Annotated in this window: 17 protein-coding genes; 10 read left to right on the top strand and 7 right to left on the bottom strand. The window is 68.9% G+C overall.

Going from position 1 to position 16,044, the window contains the following annotated elements; all coding sequences use genetic code 11:
• Positions 1-48: 48 nt before the first annotated feature.
• Both QZM67_RS01345 and QZM67_RS01340 read left to right on the top strand, forming a co-directional pair.
• Entirely contained in the window at positions 49-603 is a 555-nt protein-coding gene (locus QZM67_RS01345; RefSeq protein ID WP_175025918.1) for an inclusion body family protein, read from the top strand.
• 390 nt (positions 604-993) lie between these two features.
• Entirely contained in the window at positions 994-1,788 is a 795-nt protein-coding gene (locus QZM67_RS01340; RefSeq protein ID WP_301800343.1) for an SDR family NAD(P)-dependent oxidoreductase, read from the top strand.
• A gap of 24 nt (positions 1,789-1,812) precedes the next feature.
• Here the strand turns inward: QZM67_RS01340 and QZM67_RS01335 are convergent, their stop codons facing one another.
• From QZM67_RS01335 to QZM67_RS01310, 6 genes are all read right to left on the bottom strand, one after another.
• Entirely contained in the window at positions 1,813-2,187 is a 375-nt protein-coding gene (locus tag QZM67_RS01335; RefSeq protein WP_043183930.1) for a hypothetical protein, read from the bottom strand.
• Between the two features lie 214 nt (positions 2,188-2,401).
• Positions 2,402-3,472: an AI-2E family transporter gene (locus QZM67_RS01330; protein WP_301800342.1), complete on the bottom strand. Its 1,071-nt coding sequence runs from the start codon at positions 3,470-3,472 to the stop codon at positions 2,402-2,404.
• Positions 3,473-3,601: 129 nt separating this feature from the next.
• On the bottom strand, positions 3,602-4,711 hold the full coding sequence (locus QZM67_RS01325) for an NADH:flavin oxidoreductase/NADH oxidase (RefSeq protein ID WP_011355338.1): 1,110 nt from the start codon (positions 4,709-4,711) through the stop codon (positions 3,602-3,604).
• A 150-nt stretch (positions 4,712-4,861) separates the two neighbouring features.
• The gene (locus QZM67_RS01320) at positions 4,862-5,548 is read right to left on the bottom strand and encodes a type 1 glutamine amidotransferase domain-containing protein (RefSeq protein ID WP_043183571.1); all 687 of its coding nucleotides are present in this window, start codon (positions 5,546-5,548) and stop codon (positions 4,862-4,864) included.
• Positions 5,549-6,012: 464 nt separating this feature from the next.
• A complete protein-coding gene (locus QZM67_RS01315; protein WP_301800341.1) occupies positions 6,013-6,762 on the bottom strand; it encodes an SDR family oxidoreductase in 750 nt (249 codons plus the stop codon).
• A gap of 151 nt (positions 6,763-6,913) precedes the next feature.
• A complete protein-coding gene (locus QZM67_RS01310) occupies positions 6,914-7,831 on the bottom strand; it encodes a LysR family transcriptional regulator (protein ID WP_175025912.1) in 918 nt (305 codons plus the stop codon).
• Between the two features lie 257 nt (positions 7,832-8,088).
• Between QZM67_RS01310 and QZM67_RS01305 the strand changes: the two genes are divergently transcribed.
• The 3 genes from QZM67_RS01305 (at position 8,089) to QZM67_RS01295 (ending at position 10,561) form a co-directional block, all read left to right on the top strand.
• Entirely contained in the window at positions 8,089-9,573 is a 1,485-nt protein-coding gene (locus QZM67_RS01305) for a PLP-dependent aminotransferase family protein (RefSeq protein WP_301800340.1), read from the top strand.
• A gap of 94 nt (positions 9,574-9,667) precedes the next feature.
• Complete coding sequence (locus QZM67_RS01300; protein WP_175025910.1) at positions 9,668-10,105, top strand: carboxymuconolactone decarboxylase family protein; 438 nt, start codon at positions 9,668-9,670, stop codon at positions 10,103-10,105.
• A 30-nt stretch (positions 10,106-10,135) separates the two neighbouring features.
• Positions 10,136-10,561 carry a helix-turn-helix domain-containing protein gene (locus QZM67_RS01295; protein ID WP_367620426.1) on the top strand — a complete coding sequence of 142 codons (426 nt, stop codon included), beginning with the start codon at positions 10,136-10,138 and terminating at the stop codon, positions 10,559-10,561.
• 50 nt (positions 10,562-10,611) lie between these two features.
• Here QZM67_RS01295 and QZM67_RS01290 read toward each other — a convergent pair whose 3' ends face one another.
• Positions 10,612-10,755, bottom strand: coding sequence for a hypothetical protein (locus QZM67_RS01290; protein ID WP_301800339.1), 144 nt, complete (start codon positions 10,753-10,755; stop codon positions 10,612-10,614).
• Between QZM67_RS01290 and QZM67_RS01285 the strand changes: the two genes are divergently transcribed.
• From QZM67_RS01285 to QZM67_RS01265, 5 genes are read left to right on the top strand one after another with little or no spacing between them, the layout of a single operon-like run.
• On the top strand, positions 10,754-11,461 hold the full coding sequence (locus QZM67_RS01285; protein WP_301800338.1) for a TetR/AcrR family transcriptional regulator: 708 nt from the start codon (positions 10,754-10,756) through the stop codon (positions 11,459-11,461). The two genes, QZM67_RS01290 and QZM67_RS01285, sit on opposite strands and share 2 nt — an antisense overlap.
• A complete protein-coding gene (locus tag QZM67_RS01280; protein ID WP_301800337.1) occupies positions 11,458-12,426 on the top strand; it encodes an HlyD family secretion protein in 969 nt (322 codons plus the stop codon). The genes QZM67_RS01285 and QZM67_RS01280 overlap by 4 nt, the downstream gene beginning before the upstream one ends.
• Positions 12,423-13,382 (top strand): ABC transporter ATP-binding protein, encoded by a 960-nt coding sequence (locus QZM67_RS01275; RefSeq protein WP_175025513.1) that lies wholly within the window; start codon positions 12,423-12,425, stop codon positions 13,380-13,382. Before QZM67_RS01280 ends, QZM67_RS01275 begins: the two co-directional genes overlap by 4 nt.
• Complete coding sequence (locus tag QZM67_RS01270) at positions 13,379-14,533, top strand: ABC transporter permease (protein WP_205824768.1); 1,155 nt, start codon at positions 13,379-13,381, stop codon at positions 14,531-14,533. Before QZM67_RS01275 ends, QZM67_RS01270 begins: the two co-directional genes overlap by 4 nt.
• Before the next feature lie 9 nt (positions 14,534-14,542).
• Positions 14,543-16,030, top strand: coding sequence for an efflux transporter outer membrane subunit (locus QZM67_RS01265; protein WP_301800336.1), 1,488 nt, complete (start codon positions 14,543-14,545; stop codon positions 16,028-16,030).
• Positions 16,031-16,044: the final 14 nt, after the last annotated feature.

Genomic DNA, 16,044 nt, shown 5'->3' with positions numbered 1-16,044 from the left:
ACAGCGCGCCGCCCCTTTTCCGCGATAAAACCAGAATGGAGCACCCATATGACAGCCGATCTTGGAAGCCTCACTCGCGACACGACCGCGCAGCAAATCGACGTCCTGGCCGTAATCGACACGGAATACATCAAGCAGAGGTACCCGCGTCCGAGCAAGCAGCCCGAGTTACCGATCGCCATCGATCATCGCGCCGTGCGCTTGCTTTACACCGGCGCGCGGGGCGCGTCGATCGGAAATGACCCGGCAGCCCCCGTTCTGACGCTGCATCCGGGCGACACGGTTTCACTCAGGGCCGTCTCCCTCTATGAAAACGCGGAAGACTCGGTGCTGATTTATCAGGTTTCGCACCTGTTCGGCCAGCAAGTCTTCAACCAGTTTTCGCAGGACTTCCTTGATGTGAATGCCGTGCAACTGAACCCCGAAACGCGCGACGGCCTGCCGCCGCTGACGAAACCGCAAACGTTCGTCAGCATCGGCGCCAAGGCAAGAGAAAGCGGGATAGAAACGCTTGGCGCCTGCTTCGGGCTCTATACGCTGGAAAGAAGTACCCAGGAGCTGTTCGGATACTACTGGTGGGACTGGTTCGTCACGTGCTCCTGATGCTCGCGTTCCGTCGTTGAAGGTTCGCCCGTTCTGCGAGCAACGGTCGCGAGAGATGCTGGCGGCATGCACGACATCCGCCAGGATCGGCAGTTGCGCCGATCCTGGCGGGCCGGATATCGACAGGCTGCTATCGCAGCCGGCGAAACCGTCATCGATCGGGTACCCCGCGCGTGAACCACGCGCGCTCGCGCTCGGTTGAGCCGAGCCGACAGCGATCTCGCGCGTCCGCAATACACGGCAGCGCTTCACTTCGCCCCCCGGAATTTCCGCGTGACCGCCGCCGACGCGCTCGCGGCATGGCCTACTGACCGGAATTTGCCTAAGCTTAGAATTCCGTCCGCCGCGGCACGCGCGGCGGCTCCCGTTCACTCTTCCCCAGCCACGCTCATGCAGATCGATCTGAAAGGCAAGACCGCTGTCGTCACCGCTTCCACCGCCGGTATCGGGCTCGCGATTGCCGAAGGGCTGGCGCGCGCCGGCGCGCGCGTCGTCGTCAACGGCCGCAGCGACGCGTCGGTGCAGTCCGCGCTCGCGCACCTGCGCTCGGCCGTCCCTGATGCGGGCTTCGACGGCATCGCCGCCGACCTGTCCGATGCCGCCGGCGCCGCGCGCATCACGCAGCACACGCCCGCGGCCGACATCCTCGTCAACAACGCGGGCATCTACGGCCTGAAGGCGTTCTTCGACATCGACGACGCCGAGTGGGATCACTATTTCCAGACCAATGTGATGTCCGGCGTGCGCCTCGCGCGGCATTACCTGAAGGGGATGATCGAACGCAATGCCGGCCGGATCGTGTTCATTTCGTCGGAATCGGGCCTGAACATCCCGGTCGACATGATTCATTACGGATTCACGAAAACCGCGCAGCTGTCGATCGCACGCGGCCTCGCGAAGCTCGCGGCCGGCACGAACGTAACGGTCAATTCGGTGCTGCCGGGGCCGACGATGTCGGAAGGTGTGCGCGCGATGCTGAAGGCGCAAGCCGACGAAACAGGCCGCAGCATCGACGACGTCGCGGTGGAGTTCGTGCGCACGCAGCGCGCGACGTCGATCATCCAGCGACCGGCGCTGCCCGAGGAAATCGCGAACCTGGTCGTGTACGTGTGCTCGCCGCTGGCGTCGGCGACGACGGGCGCCGCGCTGCGCGCGGACGGCGGCGTACTCGACACGATCGCGTAATGGCGGGCGGGCACGGCCGCCGCGCTAGCGCGAAGCGGCCTTGCCCGGCGCGAGCGTGCCCTTGCGGTCGGCGTTCATGCAGGAATCGAAGCCGTGTTGCGTGACGACGCCGGCCCGGTCGAACACGACGAAATACTCGCGGTGATCGTTGCCGTGCTCGATGAAGTAGTTGTAGCAGACGCCGCTGCCGTTGCGGACCATCCAGACGCTGCGCGGATTGCCGCCGGCGCGGACGACATCGGCGCGCGTCGCGCCATGCCGCGACGCGGCCCGCGCGAGCGGCGTGCGCGAGTACGAGAATGGCAGCCACGAGTCGAACCACGCGCAACCGTGCAACATCAGGCAACTGGCGGCCAGGGACAGCGTCGCTGCGGGACGGGACATCGTAATCAATCGCATGCTTGGTGAAATCTGCTGCGCCATGCCGGCGTGATCGAAAGCGCCATGCTACTAGACCTTTGGGTCCGGATCGAAAAGAAATGTAGAGAACTTTATCCGGATCGCTGCAATGCAGGCTCCGGCACCAGCCGGATCGTCGCCCGTGGCGGCGGCCGATGCGCGCTTGATCGCGCATCCGTGCCGCCGCGTCATGCGGCCGCCCCGGCACACATCGTCATGCAATCCATTCGGCCCACAGCATCGTCAGCACCGTCATCAGCGCGGGGCCGACGAACAGCCCGATCAGGCCGAACGTCTCGGCGCCGCCGAGGATGCCGAACAGCACGAGCAGGAACGGCAGCCGCGCAGAGCTGCCGATCAGCACGGGCCGCACGAAGTGCTCGGCGATGAACACGACGACGAACCCGAGCACGGCCACCACGATGGCCCACATGGTCGCCCCCTGGACGAACAGCCACAGCGCCGCGCCGCAGAACACGACCGGCGCGCAGAACGGCAGCATCGCGGCGATCGCCGTGACGAGGCCGAGCAGCGCCGCATGCGGGACGCCGGCCAGCGCATACGCGATGCCGAGCAGCGCGCCCTCGCCGAGCCCGACGACGACGAGCCCCGTCACCGTGCCGAACACGGCCGCGACCATCCGCTCGATCAGCTCCGCGCCGCTGCGCCCGAACGCGCGCCGCGCGCCCTGCAGCAAGGCACCCGACAGCTTGTGGCCGGCGCGCAGGATCACGAACAGCGTGACGAGCATGAAGCCGAACTCGAGCAGCCCGTGCGCAAGCTTCGTGCCGAACTGACGGCCGAACGCGATGAATTTCTCGCTGTTGACGCCGTGCATCGCGCTGGCCGCATGCAGCGGATGGCCGAGATTGGCCTGCCACCACTCGGTGACCTGCGCCGCGCCGTAAGGCAGCCGGCCGACCACGTCCGGCACCGGGATGCCGTTGTCCTGGATCGTGCGCAGCCACTCGCGCAGGTCATGCGCCTGCCCGATCGCCTGGGTCGCCGCGACGGCCACCGGCAGCACGACCAGCAACGAGATCGCCGCCGTGATGACGAGCGCGATGAGCGTCGGGCGGTTGCGGAACAGCCGGTGCGATTCGAAGCGCTTCAGCATCGGCCACATCGCGATGGCGATCACGCAGGCCCAGGCGATGGCGGGAATGAAATCGCGGATCACCCACAGCGCGATGACCAGCAGCGCCGCATACAGCACGGCGCGGGAGATCTGCTGCACGCGCGGCCGCGCGGCGGGATCGTGAGACGACGGGACATGTGCGCCCATGGCACCTCTGTCGAAATGAAAAAAATGGCGGTTCGCGCCGGCAACCGGCCGGCGCGAACCGCCATTCTATCCATCGGCGCCAGATCGGCGGCGCATCTGATGCGCACGCCGCCCCGGCGACACACCCGTTCAGGCCACCTTGTCGGCGGTCCGGTAACGCTCGAGCCAGTGCGCGTACGGCGCGGGCAGCGTCCACGACGGACGCTCGACGCCGAGCTGCTTGGCCGCGTAGTACGGCCAGTGCGGGTCGGCCAGATGCGCGCGGCCGACCATCACGAGATCGAGCTGCTCTTCCGCCACCACGCGGTTCGCCAGTTGCGGCGTGTCGATCCCCCACGCGGACGACACCGGCAGCCCGGCCTCGCGGCGCACGCGCTCGGCGATCGGCGCAAGGAACGCCGGGCCCCACGGAATCTGCGCGTCCGGCGTCGAGAAACCGACCGACACGCTCAGCATGTCGAGCCCTTCCTGCTTCAGCCGCTGCGTGAGCGCGATCGACTCGGCGAGCGTCTCTTCGTCACGGCCGTCGTATTCGATCACGCCGAAACGTGCGGTCAGCGGCAGATGCTCGGGCCACACCTTGCGGACGGCCGCCAGCGTTTCGACGAGGAAGCGGCCGCGGTTCTCGGCCGAACCGCCATATTCGTCGTCACGCTGGTTCGCATGCACCGAGAAGAAGCTCTGGCCGAGATAGCCGTGCGCGAAGTGCAGTTCGAGCCATTCGAAGCCCAGGTCGCGCGCGCGCTTCGCCGACGCAACGAAGTCGGCCTGCACGCGTGCGATGTCGTCGCGCGTCATCGCGCGCGGCGTCTTCGGCAAGTGTGCGCCAAACGGCACGGCCGACGGTGCGATGGTCTGCCAGCCGCGCGGATCGCCGTCGGCGATATGGTCGTCGCCTTCCCACGGGCGGTTCGCGCTCGCCTTGCGGCCCGCGTGCGCGATCTGGATGCCGGGCACCGCGCCGGCCGCCTTGATCGCCGCGACCGACGGCGCGAACGCTTCGGCCTGCGCATCGTTCCACAGCCCCGCGCAGCCCGGCGTGATGCGCCCTTCCGGCGACACGGCCGTCGCCTCGGCGATCACGAGGCCCGCGCCGCCACGCGCGATGCCGGCCAGATGCACGTGATGCCAATCGTTGACGACGCCGTCCTCGGCGACGTACTGGCACATCGGCGGCACCGCGATGCGGTTGCGCAGCGTGACATCCTTGAGTTTGAACGGTTCGAACAGGGCAGACATCCACGACTCCTTTGCTTGGTTCTGCAAAACGACTGGAAACGCGTCGCGCAATGCGCACGACGGAACGATTCGGGCCGTCGACGGGCCGGCTAGCGCCCGGCGACGGATACGGGACGGCGCCGGCCCGGCCGGCGCCATCGGCTTAGTGGCTTAGCGGTGGCCGAGCTGCGCAAGCAGCGCTTCTGCGGCCGGCTCCGACGATGCGGGGTTCTGCCCCGTGATCAGCAGCCCGTCGGTGACGACATGCGGCGCCCAGTCGGCGCTGCGCTCGAATTGCGCGCCGTTGGTCTTCAGCATGTCCTCGACGAGGAACGGCACGACTTCCGTCAGTTCGACGGCCGCTTCCTCGCTGTTGGTGAAACCCGTCGCGCGTTTGCCGCGCACGACCGATTCGCCGGTCTGCGGGTTCTTCACATGACGCAGCACGCCCGGCGCGTGGCACACGGCCGCGACCGGCTTGCCGGCCGCCAGCGCGCGCTCGATCAGGCCGATCGAATGCAGATCCTCGGCGAGATCCCACAGCGGGCCATGGCCGCCCGGGTAAAACACGGCGTCGTAGTCGTCCACGGACACGTCGGCCAGCTTGCGCGTCGAAGCCAGCTCGGCCTTGGCCGCCGCATCGGCCTCGAAGCGGCGCGTCGCGTCGGTCTGGGCGGCCGGATCGTTGCTTTTCGGGTCGAGCGGCGGCTGGCCGCCCTTCGGCGACGCGAGCGTCAGCTCGACGCCCGCATCCTTGAACGCGTAGTACGGCGCGGCCAGTTCCTCGAGCCAGAAGCCGGTCTTCTTGCCGGTGTCGCCGAGCGTGTCGTGCGAGGTCAGGACAACCAGAATCTTCATGATCGGACACTCCTTCGAAAATGGACGGGAACGGGGCCGCCCAACCGGACAATCCGGTCGGCGCGGCACGCCTGTCGGTTAGTCAGCTGTGACGCGTCAACGTGCGACCCGCGTATCCGAATGTGGCATGCGCCTATTAGACCAGTCGTCTAGAACAATTCAAAATAAAACGACGGCGTCTCGCTGCACCATCAGCATCGCAGCGCGAAATGGCATTTTCGCGTCTTTGTTGCATATGCCACGGACGTCGCCGCATTCACGAGGACGGATGATAGCCCCTGATTAGACCGGTCGTCTAGAAAACGGGCAATCGCCCCTGCCGTCGTCGTGGGCTTTGCGGCGGGGCGCGATCCGCGAGCGTCTGCGGTCCCTCAAAGCGGGCAGCGCGGCAAATGCAGTTCGCGGGAACCGCCCGCCCGGCGTTGCACCGGGCGGTTGCGGCCCCCGCCTGTGTCACGACCGGGTCAGAGCAGCCCCATCCCGCCCGACGCGATGATCTCCGCGCCGACGATGAACGCGGATTCCGGCGCGCTCAGGTGCAGCACCGTCGACGCGATTTCATCCGGCGTACCGAAACGGCCGACCGGCACGAGGCCCTTGATCTTGTCGGCCGTTTCGTCGAGCGTGGCCGCATCGAGCCCGAGCTTGCCGTAGAGCGGCGTCTGCACGGGCCCGGGGCTCACGACGTTCACGCGCACGCCGTTCGGCAGCAGTTCCGCCGACAGCGTCTTCGCAAACGAATTGACGGCCGCCTTGCTGGCCGCGTACACCGACGAGCCGGGCATCCCGATGTGCGCGTTGATCGAGCCGTTGATCACGATCGATGCGCCGCGGTTCAGCAGCGGCACCAGCGACTGGATCTGGAAATACGCGCCCTTCACGTTGGTGTTGAACACGAGATCCCACATGGCCTCGTCGCTGTCGGCGAACGGGGCGAGTTTCGCGACGCCCGCGTTGATGAACACGGCGTCGAGCCGCGCCCCCGCCGACGCGATCGCATCGGCCAGCGCGTGGGCCGACGCGACGCTGCCGGCCTCGTTGCGGATCGCGAGCGCACCTGCGCCGAGCGTTTGCCGCGCGGCCTCGAGCGTCTGCGCATCGCGCCCGGTGATGATGACGCGCGCGCCTTCGGCCGCGAATGCCTTGGCGGCCGCCAGGCCGATGCCGCTGTTACCACCCGTGACGAGGACCGTCTTTCCTTCGAAGCGTTGCATGATGTTCTCCTGTGAACCGGTGAGTTGACCGTGAACACAGGATGCGCGCGGCGCCCGGCCTTGCCGTACGACGTGCGCGGCGAACATGTGCGAAATCGTCGAACGTGTTTGGGCGGGCCAGTTCGATTGGCCCGTGCCGTTCCGCGCCGCGTCAGCCCGCCACGTCGATGCCGTCGAGCAGGCGCTGCGCGAGCCGCGGTTCGCGCAATTGCTCGAGCCACCATTGCAGCGCGCGGCCGTCCCGGTCGCCGTGCCACGCGACATACAGCAGGTTCGGCTCGCGCGGATCGGCCGTCGGTTTTTCCACGAGTTCGCCACGCGCGAGCAACGACGCCACGCGCCGGCGCGGCACCCAGCCGACGCCGAGCCCGTCGCGCTGCGCGAGGATCTTCGCGCGCATCGACGGCACCGCGAGCACGGCTTGCCCGCCGAGCAGGCCATACGCACGGCCCGCCACACGCCGCGACGAATCGGCGACGACGACCGCGCGGTGCGCGCCGATCGCGTCCCGCGTCAGCGCGCCGCTCGCGGCGGCCAGCGGATGGCGTGGCGACACCGCGAACACCCACTCCATCGCGCCCAGCTCGAACCACTTGAAGCCGGGGATCGCCGGCGGCTCGTTGGTCGCGCCGATCACCAGGTCCGCGCGGCCGTCGCGCAGCGCTTCCCAGGTGCCGCCGAGCACTTCGTGCGTGAAACGCAACGACACGCCCGAGTCGAGCGCATCGAACGCGCGGACGACCGGCAGCAGCGTGTCGAACTCCAGCACCTCGTCGCTGACGATCCACAGCCGGTCTTCCCAGCCGCTCGCGACCTGCCGCACGCGCTGCGTCAGCCGCGCGACGTCCAGCGCCAGCCTTGCCGCCTCGTCGGTCAGCAACTGTCCGGCCGGCGTGAGCTGCAGCCGGTAGCCGCGCCGGTCGAACAGCAGCGCGTCGAAGCGCGTTTCGAGCTGGCGCGCCGCGTGCGACACCGTCGACGGCGCCTTGCCGAGCCGCGCCGCCGCGCGCGACAGGCTGCCGGTGGCACGGATCGCGTCGAGCAGCGCAAGTTCGTCTTCGGACAGCATGGGCTCGCTCCGGTGTGGGGTTGTCGTGGATCGTAAGGCAGCGGCCAGCCGAGGTCCAATCCGGCGACGCGGGCAGCGGATGCCGGTCGCCAGGTTGCGCCGCCCGGTCGTTCGGCCGGACGCCCCTGCTTCTTTGCCCGTGGGCGACCGGTACAGGCGTCCCGCCCAGCCGCCATGCAGCCCGCACCCCGCTGCGGCGTTCGACTTCCGGTATGCTGGACCATACGAAATCACGGCAATCGAGGTAACCACCCGCGATGGACATCGCCATCCGCATCGAAGGCCGTCACGACCTGACGGGGCAAATCTTCCGGCAACTGCGCACCGCGATCGTCGACGGGCGGCTCGCCGGCGGCGCACGGTTGCCGTCGACGCGCGACCTCGCGAAACAGCTCGGCGTCTCGCGCAAGACGACGCTCGACGCGTTCGAGCGTCTCGTCGCGGAGGGCTACCTGAATACGCGCGCGGGCGACGGCACGTTCGTCGCCGACGGCCTCGCGCGCGTGCCGCAAGCCGCGGCCATGTCGGCGCCGTCGCTCGTCGAGGACACGCCGCGCGTCGACGCGGTCGATGCGCGCGCGCTGTGGGACGAGCTGCCCGACGCGCTCGCGATGCCCACGCCGCAGGATTCGCCCGGCTTCGACTTCCGCGGCGGCGTGACCGACAAGGCGCTGTTCCCGTTCGACGCGTGGCGGCGCTGCCTGCATCACGCGCTGCGCCAGCAGATGCGCGGCCCCGCCCAGTACCACGACCCGGCCGGCGATCCGCAGTTGCGCGGCGCGATCGCGCGCTACGTCGCGTTCAGCCGCGCGGTTGCGTGCGGCTGGGACGACGTGCTCGTCACGCAAGGCGCGCAACAGGCGCTCGACCTGATCGCCCGTGTCGTCGTGCGGCCCGGCGACGTGGTCGCGGTCGAGGATCCCGGCTATCCGCCCGCGCGCGCCGCGTTCGCGTCGCTCGGCGCGACGGTGATCGGCGTGCCGGTCGACGCGCACGGCCTCGTCACGGAACGGCTGCCCGACGACGCGCGCCTCGTTTACGTGACGCCGTCGCATCAGTTCCCGCTCGGGATGCCCATGACGCTGGACCGGCGCGTCGCGCTGCTCGAATGGGCGCAGCGCCGCCGCGCGGTGATCATCGAGGACGATTACGACGGCGAGTTCCGCTTCGAGGGCCGGCCGGTGGAATCGCTGAAGAGCCTCGACCGCACGGGCCTCGTCGCGTATGTCGGCACGTTCTCGAAGACGATCTTTCCCGAACTGCGAATCGGCTACGCAATTCCGCCGCGCGCACTGCGCGGCGCGCTGGCCAAGGCGAAGCAGATCGTCGACTGGCATACCTGCACGCTGACGCAGGCGGCGCTTGCGCGCTTCATGCTCGAAGGCGATTTCGCACGGCACCTGAAGCGTGTGCAGAAGCACTACGATGCGCGCCGCAAGATGCTGATCGCGCATCTGCGCGGCGAACTCGCGCCGTGGTTCGACGCGATCGTGCCGACGGCCGGCATCCACCTCGCCGCCTACCTGAAACCGGGGCCCGACGAAGCGGCGCTGGTCCGCGCGGCCCGCGCGCAGAACATCGGCCTGTACGGCATCTCGGCGTTCCACGTCGGCGTGCCGGTCCGGGCGGGGCTGCTGTTCGGCTATGGCGGGATCGACGCGCTGCGCATCGACACGGCGCTCGCGAAGCTGGCCGGCGTGCTGGGTTCGGGCAACCTCGCCGGCTCGGCACTGGTTACCTGAATTTCCCGGAAATTGGCCATTTAAGCAGGCCAGCACGCGTCTTAAAGTGGGTCCTGTCGTGCCACCGTGCGCTCCCACCGAACAAGGACCTGCCATGCAACCGCGCCTGAACTTCTATGCCGCCAGCCCGAATGCGATCAAGGTGATGCGCAACGCCGAGGAATTCCTCGCGAAGTGCTCGATCGAGAAGCCGCTCGCCGAACTCGTCCGCCTGCGTGCGTCCCAGATCAACGGCTGCGCGTTCTGCGTCGACATGCACACGACCGACGCGCGCAAGGGTGGCGAAACCGACCGCCGCCTGGCCACCGTCGTCACGTGGCGCGAGACGCCGTTCTTCACCGAGCGCGAACGCGCAGCGCTGGAATGGACCGAGGCGCTGACGCTGGTCGCCAGCAATCACGTGCCCGACGCCGTCTGGGAAGCCGTGAAGCCGCACTTCACCGACGAGGAACTGTTCGACCTGTCGATGCTGATCGCGACGATCAACTCGTGGAACCGTTTCGCAATCGCGTTCCGCAAGATGCCCGAGTAAGGACACGACGATGACGTACGCTACGCCGCGCTGCGGGAGCGCGCCCGAAGCTACATCGAGCAACACCTGACCGACCCCGGTCTGTGTCCGGACGCAATCTGCAAGGCGATCGGCGTGTCGCGCCCGAAGCTGTACCGGCTGTTCCAGCCGGACGGCGGCGTGATGAAGCTCGTGCAGCGCACCCGGCTCGTGCGGATCCGGAACATGCTCGCGGATCCGGCCCGCCCGCGAACCCGCATCGCGGATCTCGCATGGCGCTACGGATTCGCCAGCGACAAGCACTTCAGCCGGTCTTTCAAGGCCGAATTCGGGCACAGCCCGCGTGAAACGATCGAACAGTCCCCTCGGCGTTCCGACGAAGCTTCGTTGGCCCCGGTGGCAGCCGCACCGCGCCGCGCGCTGGCGGACCCGACGTTCAGCGAGTGGATCGTCAAGGGCAACCGGCGCGCGGCCTGAGCGCGCGACAGCTGCGTTCGCGCGCGTTGCTTCTTCCGTAGCCGCTTCCTTCATTCGAACGCCGCGTGGCGGTGCACGGCCGTCGCGACACCACGCCCGTCCGCGCCGCGATTCGAGCCGCACCTGATCCAGGTCAACGGCAGCGAAAACCCCTCCTTGAAATTAACTAACTCATCAATTAGCGTCGATTTCATGAACGCGAAATCCACCGTCGCCAGGCCGCGCGGGCGCCGCCCGTCGGTCGACGATTTCGACCTGCGCGACCACATGCTCGACGTCGCGATGCAGCTGTTCGCCGAGCGCGGCATCGCCGCGACGACCGTCGCACAGATCGCCGCCGCCGCCGGCGTCACGTCGGCGATGGTTCACTACTACTTCACGAATCGCGAGCAGTTGCTCGACGCGATCGTCGAGGAGCGGCTCGCGCAGGCCATCGCGTTCGTGTGGCGACCGACCGAGCCGCAGATCGAAAACGACCCGTTCGCGCTCGTCGCCGAACTCGTCGACCGCTTCTTCGACGTCACGCACCGCATGCCGTGGCTGCCGTCGATCTGGCTGCGCGAGATCATCCATGAAGGCGGGCTGCTGCGCGAGCGGATGATCCGCCGCATTCCGCTCGAACACGTCGGACGCTTCACCGAACGCATCCGCGGCGCGCAGCAGGCCGGTACGCTGAACCCAGCGCTCGAACCCGCGTTCCTGTTCCACTCGATCATCGCGCTGGTGATGCTGCCGCTCGCGACCGCGAAACTGTGGCAAAGCGCGCGCGGCGGCCTGCCGCCGATCGACCGCGACGTGCTGCACCGCCATGTCCGCGCGCTGCTCGGTTCGGGCATGCAGCAGCCGGCCGCCGCGCCCCGCGCGCGGGCCCGCTCGCCCTCGCCGGGGAGGCCGTCATGAACGCGCGCCGCGCGCTGCCGCTCGCGCTCGCCACCGTCGCCGTCGCGCTGCTCGCCGGTTGCGGACGGTCGGCCGGCAACGGCACGACTTATCAGGGCTACGTCGAAGGCGAATTCGTGTACCTGTCGTCGTCGCAATCGGGCACGCTGACGCAATTGTCCGTCGCGCGCGGCCAGACCCTCGCCGCCGGCGCACCGGCGTTCTCGCTCGAAGCCGTCAGCGAAACGGCCGCGCTGCTGCAGGCGCAGCATCAGCTCGCGGCCGCCCGCGCACAGCTTGCCGACCTGCAGACCGGCAAACGCCCGCCGGAAATCGCGGTCACGCAGGCGCAGCTCGCGCAGTCCACCGCGCTGGCCGCGCGAGCCGCCACGCAACTCGCGCGCGATGAAAGCCAGTACGCGGCCGGCGGCCTGTCGAAGCAGCAGCTCGACGATTCGCGCACGTCCGCGCAAACCACAGCCGCGCAGATGCGCGAACTTCAGAAACAGGTCGACGTCGCGCGCCTGCCCGGCCGCGCGCAGCAGGTCGCCGCGCAGGCCGCGCAGGTCGACGCCGCGCAGGCGGCGGTCGCCGAGGCGCAATGGAAGCTCGACCAGAAACGCGTCGCCGCGCCCGCCGCCGGGCGCGTGTACGACACGCTGTATCGCGTCGGCGAATGGGTGCAGGCCGGCAATCCGGTCGTGCAGATGCTGCCGCCGCAAAACCTGAAGGTGCGCTTCTTCGTGCCGGAGGCCGCCGTCGCATCGCTCGCGCCCGGGCGCATGGTCGCGATCCACTGCGACGGCTGTGCGGCCGACGTGCCCGCGCGCATCACCTACGTATCGAGCGAGGCCGAATACACGCCACCCGTGATCTACAGCAACGAGAGCCGGACCAAGCTCGTGTTCATGATCGAGGCGCGCCCCGCGGTCGCCGACGCGCCGAAGCTGCACCCGGGCCAGCCCGTCGCCGTGAGGGTGCCATGAACGCGCCGCCGGCACCGTACGCGATCGACGTCGATCGCCTGAACAAGCATTTCGGCGACAAGCACGTCGTGAAGGACGTGACGCTGCGCGTCGCGCGCGGCGAGATCTTCGGCTTTCTCGGGCCGAACGGCAGCGGCAAGACCACGTCGATCCGGATGATGTGCGGGCTGCTCACGCCCGACTCGGGCAGCGGCACCTGCCTCGGCTACGACATCGTGCGCGACAGCGCGCAGATCAAGCGGCGCGTCGGCTACATGACGCAGCGCTTCTCGTACTGGGAAGACCTGTCGATCCGCGAGAACCTCGACTTCGTCGCGCGCGTGTACGGGATGTCCGACCGCAAGGCAGCCGTCGCGCGCGCGCTCGACTCGCTCGGCCTCGCGAGCCGCGCGGACCAGCTCACGGGCGCGCTGTCGGGCGGCTGGAAGCAGCGCCTCGCGCTGGCCGCCTGCATGCTGCACGAGCCGGCGCTGCTGCTGCTCGACGAACCTACGGCCGGCGTCGACCCGGCTGCGCGCCGCGACTTCTGGGAAGAACTGCACCGGCTGGCCGCGCAGGGAATCTCGGTGCTCGTCAGCACGCACTACATGGACGAAGCCGAGCGCTGCCACAAGCTCGCGTATATCGCGTACGGCGAACTGCTCGCGCAGGGCACGTCGGCGGAGATCGTCGCGTCGCAGGGGCTCGTGACCCGCGCGGTCACCGGCGCGCATCTGAGCGAATTGTCCGCTCGGCTGCGCACGATGCCGGGCGTCGACCAGACGGTCGTGTTCGGCTCGGCGCTGCACGTGAGCGGCCGCGATCGCACGCAGCTCGACGCGACGCTCGCGCAGGTCGCCGCGCAGGCCGACGGGCCCGCCGCGCTGCAGGTCGCGCCGATCGACACCGGGCTCGAGGACGTGTTCATCTTCATGATGGGCCGTGCCTCCGGGCCGTCCGGCGGAGCGTCGTCATGAACACGTGGGCGCGCCTGCGCGACGCGTTCTCGGTCGCCCGCTGGTGGAGCATCGTGCTGAAGGAATTCCTGCAGCTGCGGCGCGACCGCGTGACGTTCGCGATGATCGTCGGCGTGCCGATCATCCAGCTCACGCTGTTCGGCTTCGCGATCAACACCGATCCGAAGCACCTGCCCACGGCGGTGATCGTCGCCGATGCGAGCCCGTTCGCGCGCAGCTTCGTCGCCGCGATGCGCAATTCCGCGTACTTCGACATCGTCGAGACGCTGCCCGACGAGGCGGCCGGCCGCCATGCGCTCGCGCGCGGCGACGTGCAGTTCGTGCTGAACGTGCCGGCCGACTTCTCGCGACGGCTGCTGCGCGGCGAGCGTCCGTCGCTGCTCGTCGAGGCGGACGCGACCGATCCCGTCGCGACCGCGTCAGCGATCGGCGCGCTACCGGGCCTCGTGCAGCCCGTCGCGGACAAGGACCTGACGGGCCCGCTCGCCTACCTGAACGGCCGCCCGGCCGCGTTCGACGTCGTGCTGCACCGGCTGTACAACCCCGAGGGCATCACGCAGTACAACGTCGTGCCGGGCCTGATGGGCGTGATCCTGACGATGACAATGGTGATGATGACGGGCCTCGCGATCACGCGCGAACGCGAGCGCGGCACGATGGAGAACCTGCTCGCGACGCCCGTGCGGCCGCTCGAGGTGATGACGGGCAAGATCGTCCCGTATGTGCTGATCGGGCTGATCCAGGTGTCGATCATCGTCGCCGCGGCGCGCTTCGTGTTCGATGTGCCGTTCGTCGGCGGCGTGTTCGCGATCTACCTGTCCGCGCTGCTGTTCATCGCCGCGAACCTGACGGTCGGCATCACGCTGTCGTCGCTCGCGCAGAACCAGTTGCAGGCGATGCAGCTCGCGGTGTTCTACTTCCTGCCGAACATCCTGCTGTCGGGCTTCATGTTCCCGTTCGCCGGGATGCCGAAGTGGGCACAGTTCATCGGCAACCTGCTGCCGCTCACCTACTTCAACCGCCTCGTGCGCGGCATCCTGCTGAAAGGCAACGGCTGGAGCGACCTGTGGCCGTCCGTGTGGCCGGTCGCGCTGTTCACCGTCGTCGTGATGGGCGTCGCACTGCGCTTCTACCGGCGGACGCTCGACTAGGTACGCACGATGAAACCGGCTTCGCGTCGCCCCTCCTATGCCGTTCACGGCTGCACACTGGCCGCGGCCGCGCTGTTCGTCGCTGGATGCGCGGTCGGGCCGGATTTCCACGCGCCCGATGCGCCGGCCACGCAACGCTACACGCACGGCGAGCCGCCCACGACGACGGCCGCCGCCGGCCCAACCGGCGATACGCAGGCTTTCACGTCGGCCGCGCACACACCTCGGCACTGGTGGACGCAGTTCGATTCCGAACCCCTGAACCGGCTCGTCGATACCGCGTGGCACAACAGCCCGACGCTTGCCGCGGCCCGCGCGCGGCTCGACGAAGCGCGGCAGAACCATGCGGCCGAAGCCGGCGCGACGATGTTGCCGAAAGTCGATGCGAGCCTCTCCGCCACGCGCGAGCAGGTCGACACGACCGCATTCGGCCTGCCCGCCAACGTGCCCAGCCCAGGGCCGTTCACGCTTTATGACGCGTCGGTGAGCGTGTCGTACGTGCTCGACGTGTTCGGCGGCAACCGGCGCGCGCTCGAAGCGCTGCGCGCGCAAGTCGACTACCAGGCGTACACGCTCGACGCCGCACGCCTGACGCTCGCTGGCAACGTCGTCGCAACCGCGATCCTGCGCGCGTCGCTCGCGCGGCAGGTCGCGCTCACACGGCAGCTGATCGACGCGCAGACGCAGCAGTTGCGCATCGTCGAAGCGCGTTTCGCGGCGGGTGGCATATCGCAGGCCGACGTGCATGCGCAACGCGCGCTGCTCGCGCAGACGCAGGCATCGCTGCCGCCGCTCGCGGCCCGCCTCGCGCAGTCCGGCCACCGGCTCGCGATTCTGCTCGGCGTGCCGCCGTCCGATGCCGTGCTGCCTGACCTCACACTCGATGCGCTTACGCTGCCGCGCACGCTGCCCGTCGCGTTGCCGTCGACGCTCGCGCGCGAACGGCCCGATATCCGCGCGGCCGAAGCCGTACTGCACCAGGCGAGCGCGAACGTCGGCGTGGCCACCGCGAACCTGTATCCGCGCGTGTCGATTTCGGCGGGGATCGGCTCGGAGCGCACGCGCATCGCGGATCTCTTGAGCGGGCTCAACGTGTGGAATGTCGGCCTCGGCCTGACGCAACCGCTCTTTCACGGCGGCGAACTGCGCGCGAAGAAGCGTGCGGCCGAAGCGGCCTACGACGCGGCGTTGGCGAGTTACCGGGAAACCGTGATCGAGGCGCTGCAGCAGGTGGCCGACACGATGCGCGCGGTCGAGCACGACGCGGCGGAACTGCAGGCGAGAGACACCGCCGCGCAGGAAGCGGCGGCCAGCAACAGGATTGCCGGCGACCGTTACGCGGCAGGCGGGATCAGCACGTTCGACCTGCTCGACGCGCAGCGGCAGACGCTGCAGACGGCGCTCGACCGTACACGCGCGCAGGCCGACCGGCTCGCCGATACGGCGGCGCTGTTCCAGGCGCTGGCGGGAAGCTGGACGGACGACACGGCGGAGTGAGCGAGTGATGCGGG

Source organism: Burkholderia sp. AU45251 (assembly GCF_030482905.1).
Taxonomy (GTDB): domain Bacteria; phylum Pseudomonadota; class Gammaproteobacteria; order Burkholderiales; family Burkholderiaceae; genus Burkholderia; species Burkholderia aenigmatica.
Note: the sequence above shows the minus strand (reverse complement) of the source record. Positions and strands in the feature narration are given on the sequence as shown.

Excerpts from the sequence above, each read along its gene's own strand:
- QZM67_RS01315 (WP_301800341.1), bottom strand. The coding sequence starts at position 6,762 with ATGCAACGCTTCGAAGGAAAGACGGTCCTCGTCACGGGTGGTAACAGC.
- QZM67_RS01270 (WP_205824768.1), top strand. The coding sequence starts at position 13,379 with ATGAACACGTGGGCGCGCCTGCGCGACGCGTTCTCGGTCGCCCGCTGG.
- QZM67_RS01335 (WP_043183930.1), bottom strand. The coding sequence starts at position 2,187 with ATGCGATTGATTACGATGTCCCGTCCCGCAGCGACGCTGTCCCTGGCC.
- QZM67_RS01300 (WP_175025910.1), top strand. The coding sequence starts at position 9,668 with ATGCAACCGCGCCTGAACTTCTATGCCGCCAGCCCGAATGCGATCAAG.
- QZM67_RS01345 (WP_175025918.1), top strand. The coding sequence starts at position 49 with ATGACAGCCGATCTTGGAAGCCTCACTCGCGACACGACCGCGCAGCAA.
- QZM67_RS01265 (WP_301800336.1), top strand. The coding sequence starts at position 14,543 with ATGAAACCGGCTTCGCGTCGCCCCTCCTATGCCGTTCACGGCTGCACA.
- QZM67_RS01305 (WP_301800340.1), top strand. The coding sequence starts at position 8,089 with ATGGACATCGCCATCCGCATCGAAGGCCGTCACGACCTGACGGGGCAA.
- QZM67_RS01310 (WP_175025912.1), bottom strand. The coding sequence starts at position 7,831 with ATGCTGTCCGAAGACGAACTTGCGCTGCTCGACGCGATCCGTGCCACC.
- QZM67_RS01340 (WP_301800343.1), top strand. The coding sequence starts at position 994 with ATGCAGATCGATCTGAAAGGCAAGACCGCTGTCGTCACCGCTTCCACC.
- QZM67_RS01290 (WP_301800339.1), bottom strand. The coding sequence starts at position 10,755 with ATGAAATCGACGCTAATTGATGAGTTAGTTAATTTCAAGGAGGGGTTT.
- QZM67_RS01325 (WP_011355338.1), bottom strand. The coding sequence starts at position 4,711 with ATGTCTGCCCTGTTCGAACCGTTCAAACTCAAGGATGTCACGCTGCGC.
- QZM67_RS01330 (WP_301800342.1), bottom strand. The coding sequence starts at position 3,472 with ATGGGCGCACATGTCCCGTCGTCTCACGATCCCGCCGCGCGGCCGCGC.
- QZM67_RS01275 (WP_175025513.1), top strand. The coding sequence starts at position 12,423 with ATGAACGCGCCGCCGGCACCGTACGCGATCGACGTCGATCGCCTGAAC.
- QZM67_RS01285 (WP_301800338.1), top strand. The coding sequence starts at position 10,754 with ATGAACGCGAAATCCACCGTCGCCAGGCCGCGCGGGCGCCGCCCGTCG.
- QZM67_RS01320 (WP_043183571.1), bottom strand. The coding sequence starts at position 5,548 with ATGAAGATTCTGGTTGTCCTGACCTCGCACGACACGCTCGGCGACACC.
- QZM67_RS01280 (WP_301800337.1), top strand. The coding sequence starts at position 11,458 with ATGAACGCGCGCCGCGCGCTGCCGCTCGCGCTCGCCACCGTCGCCGTC.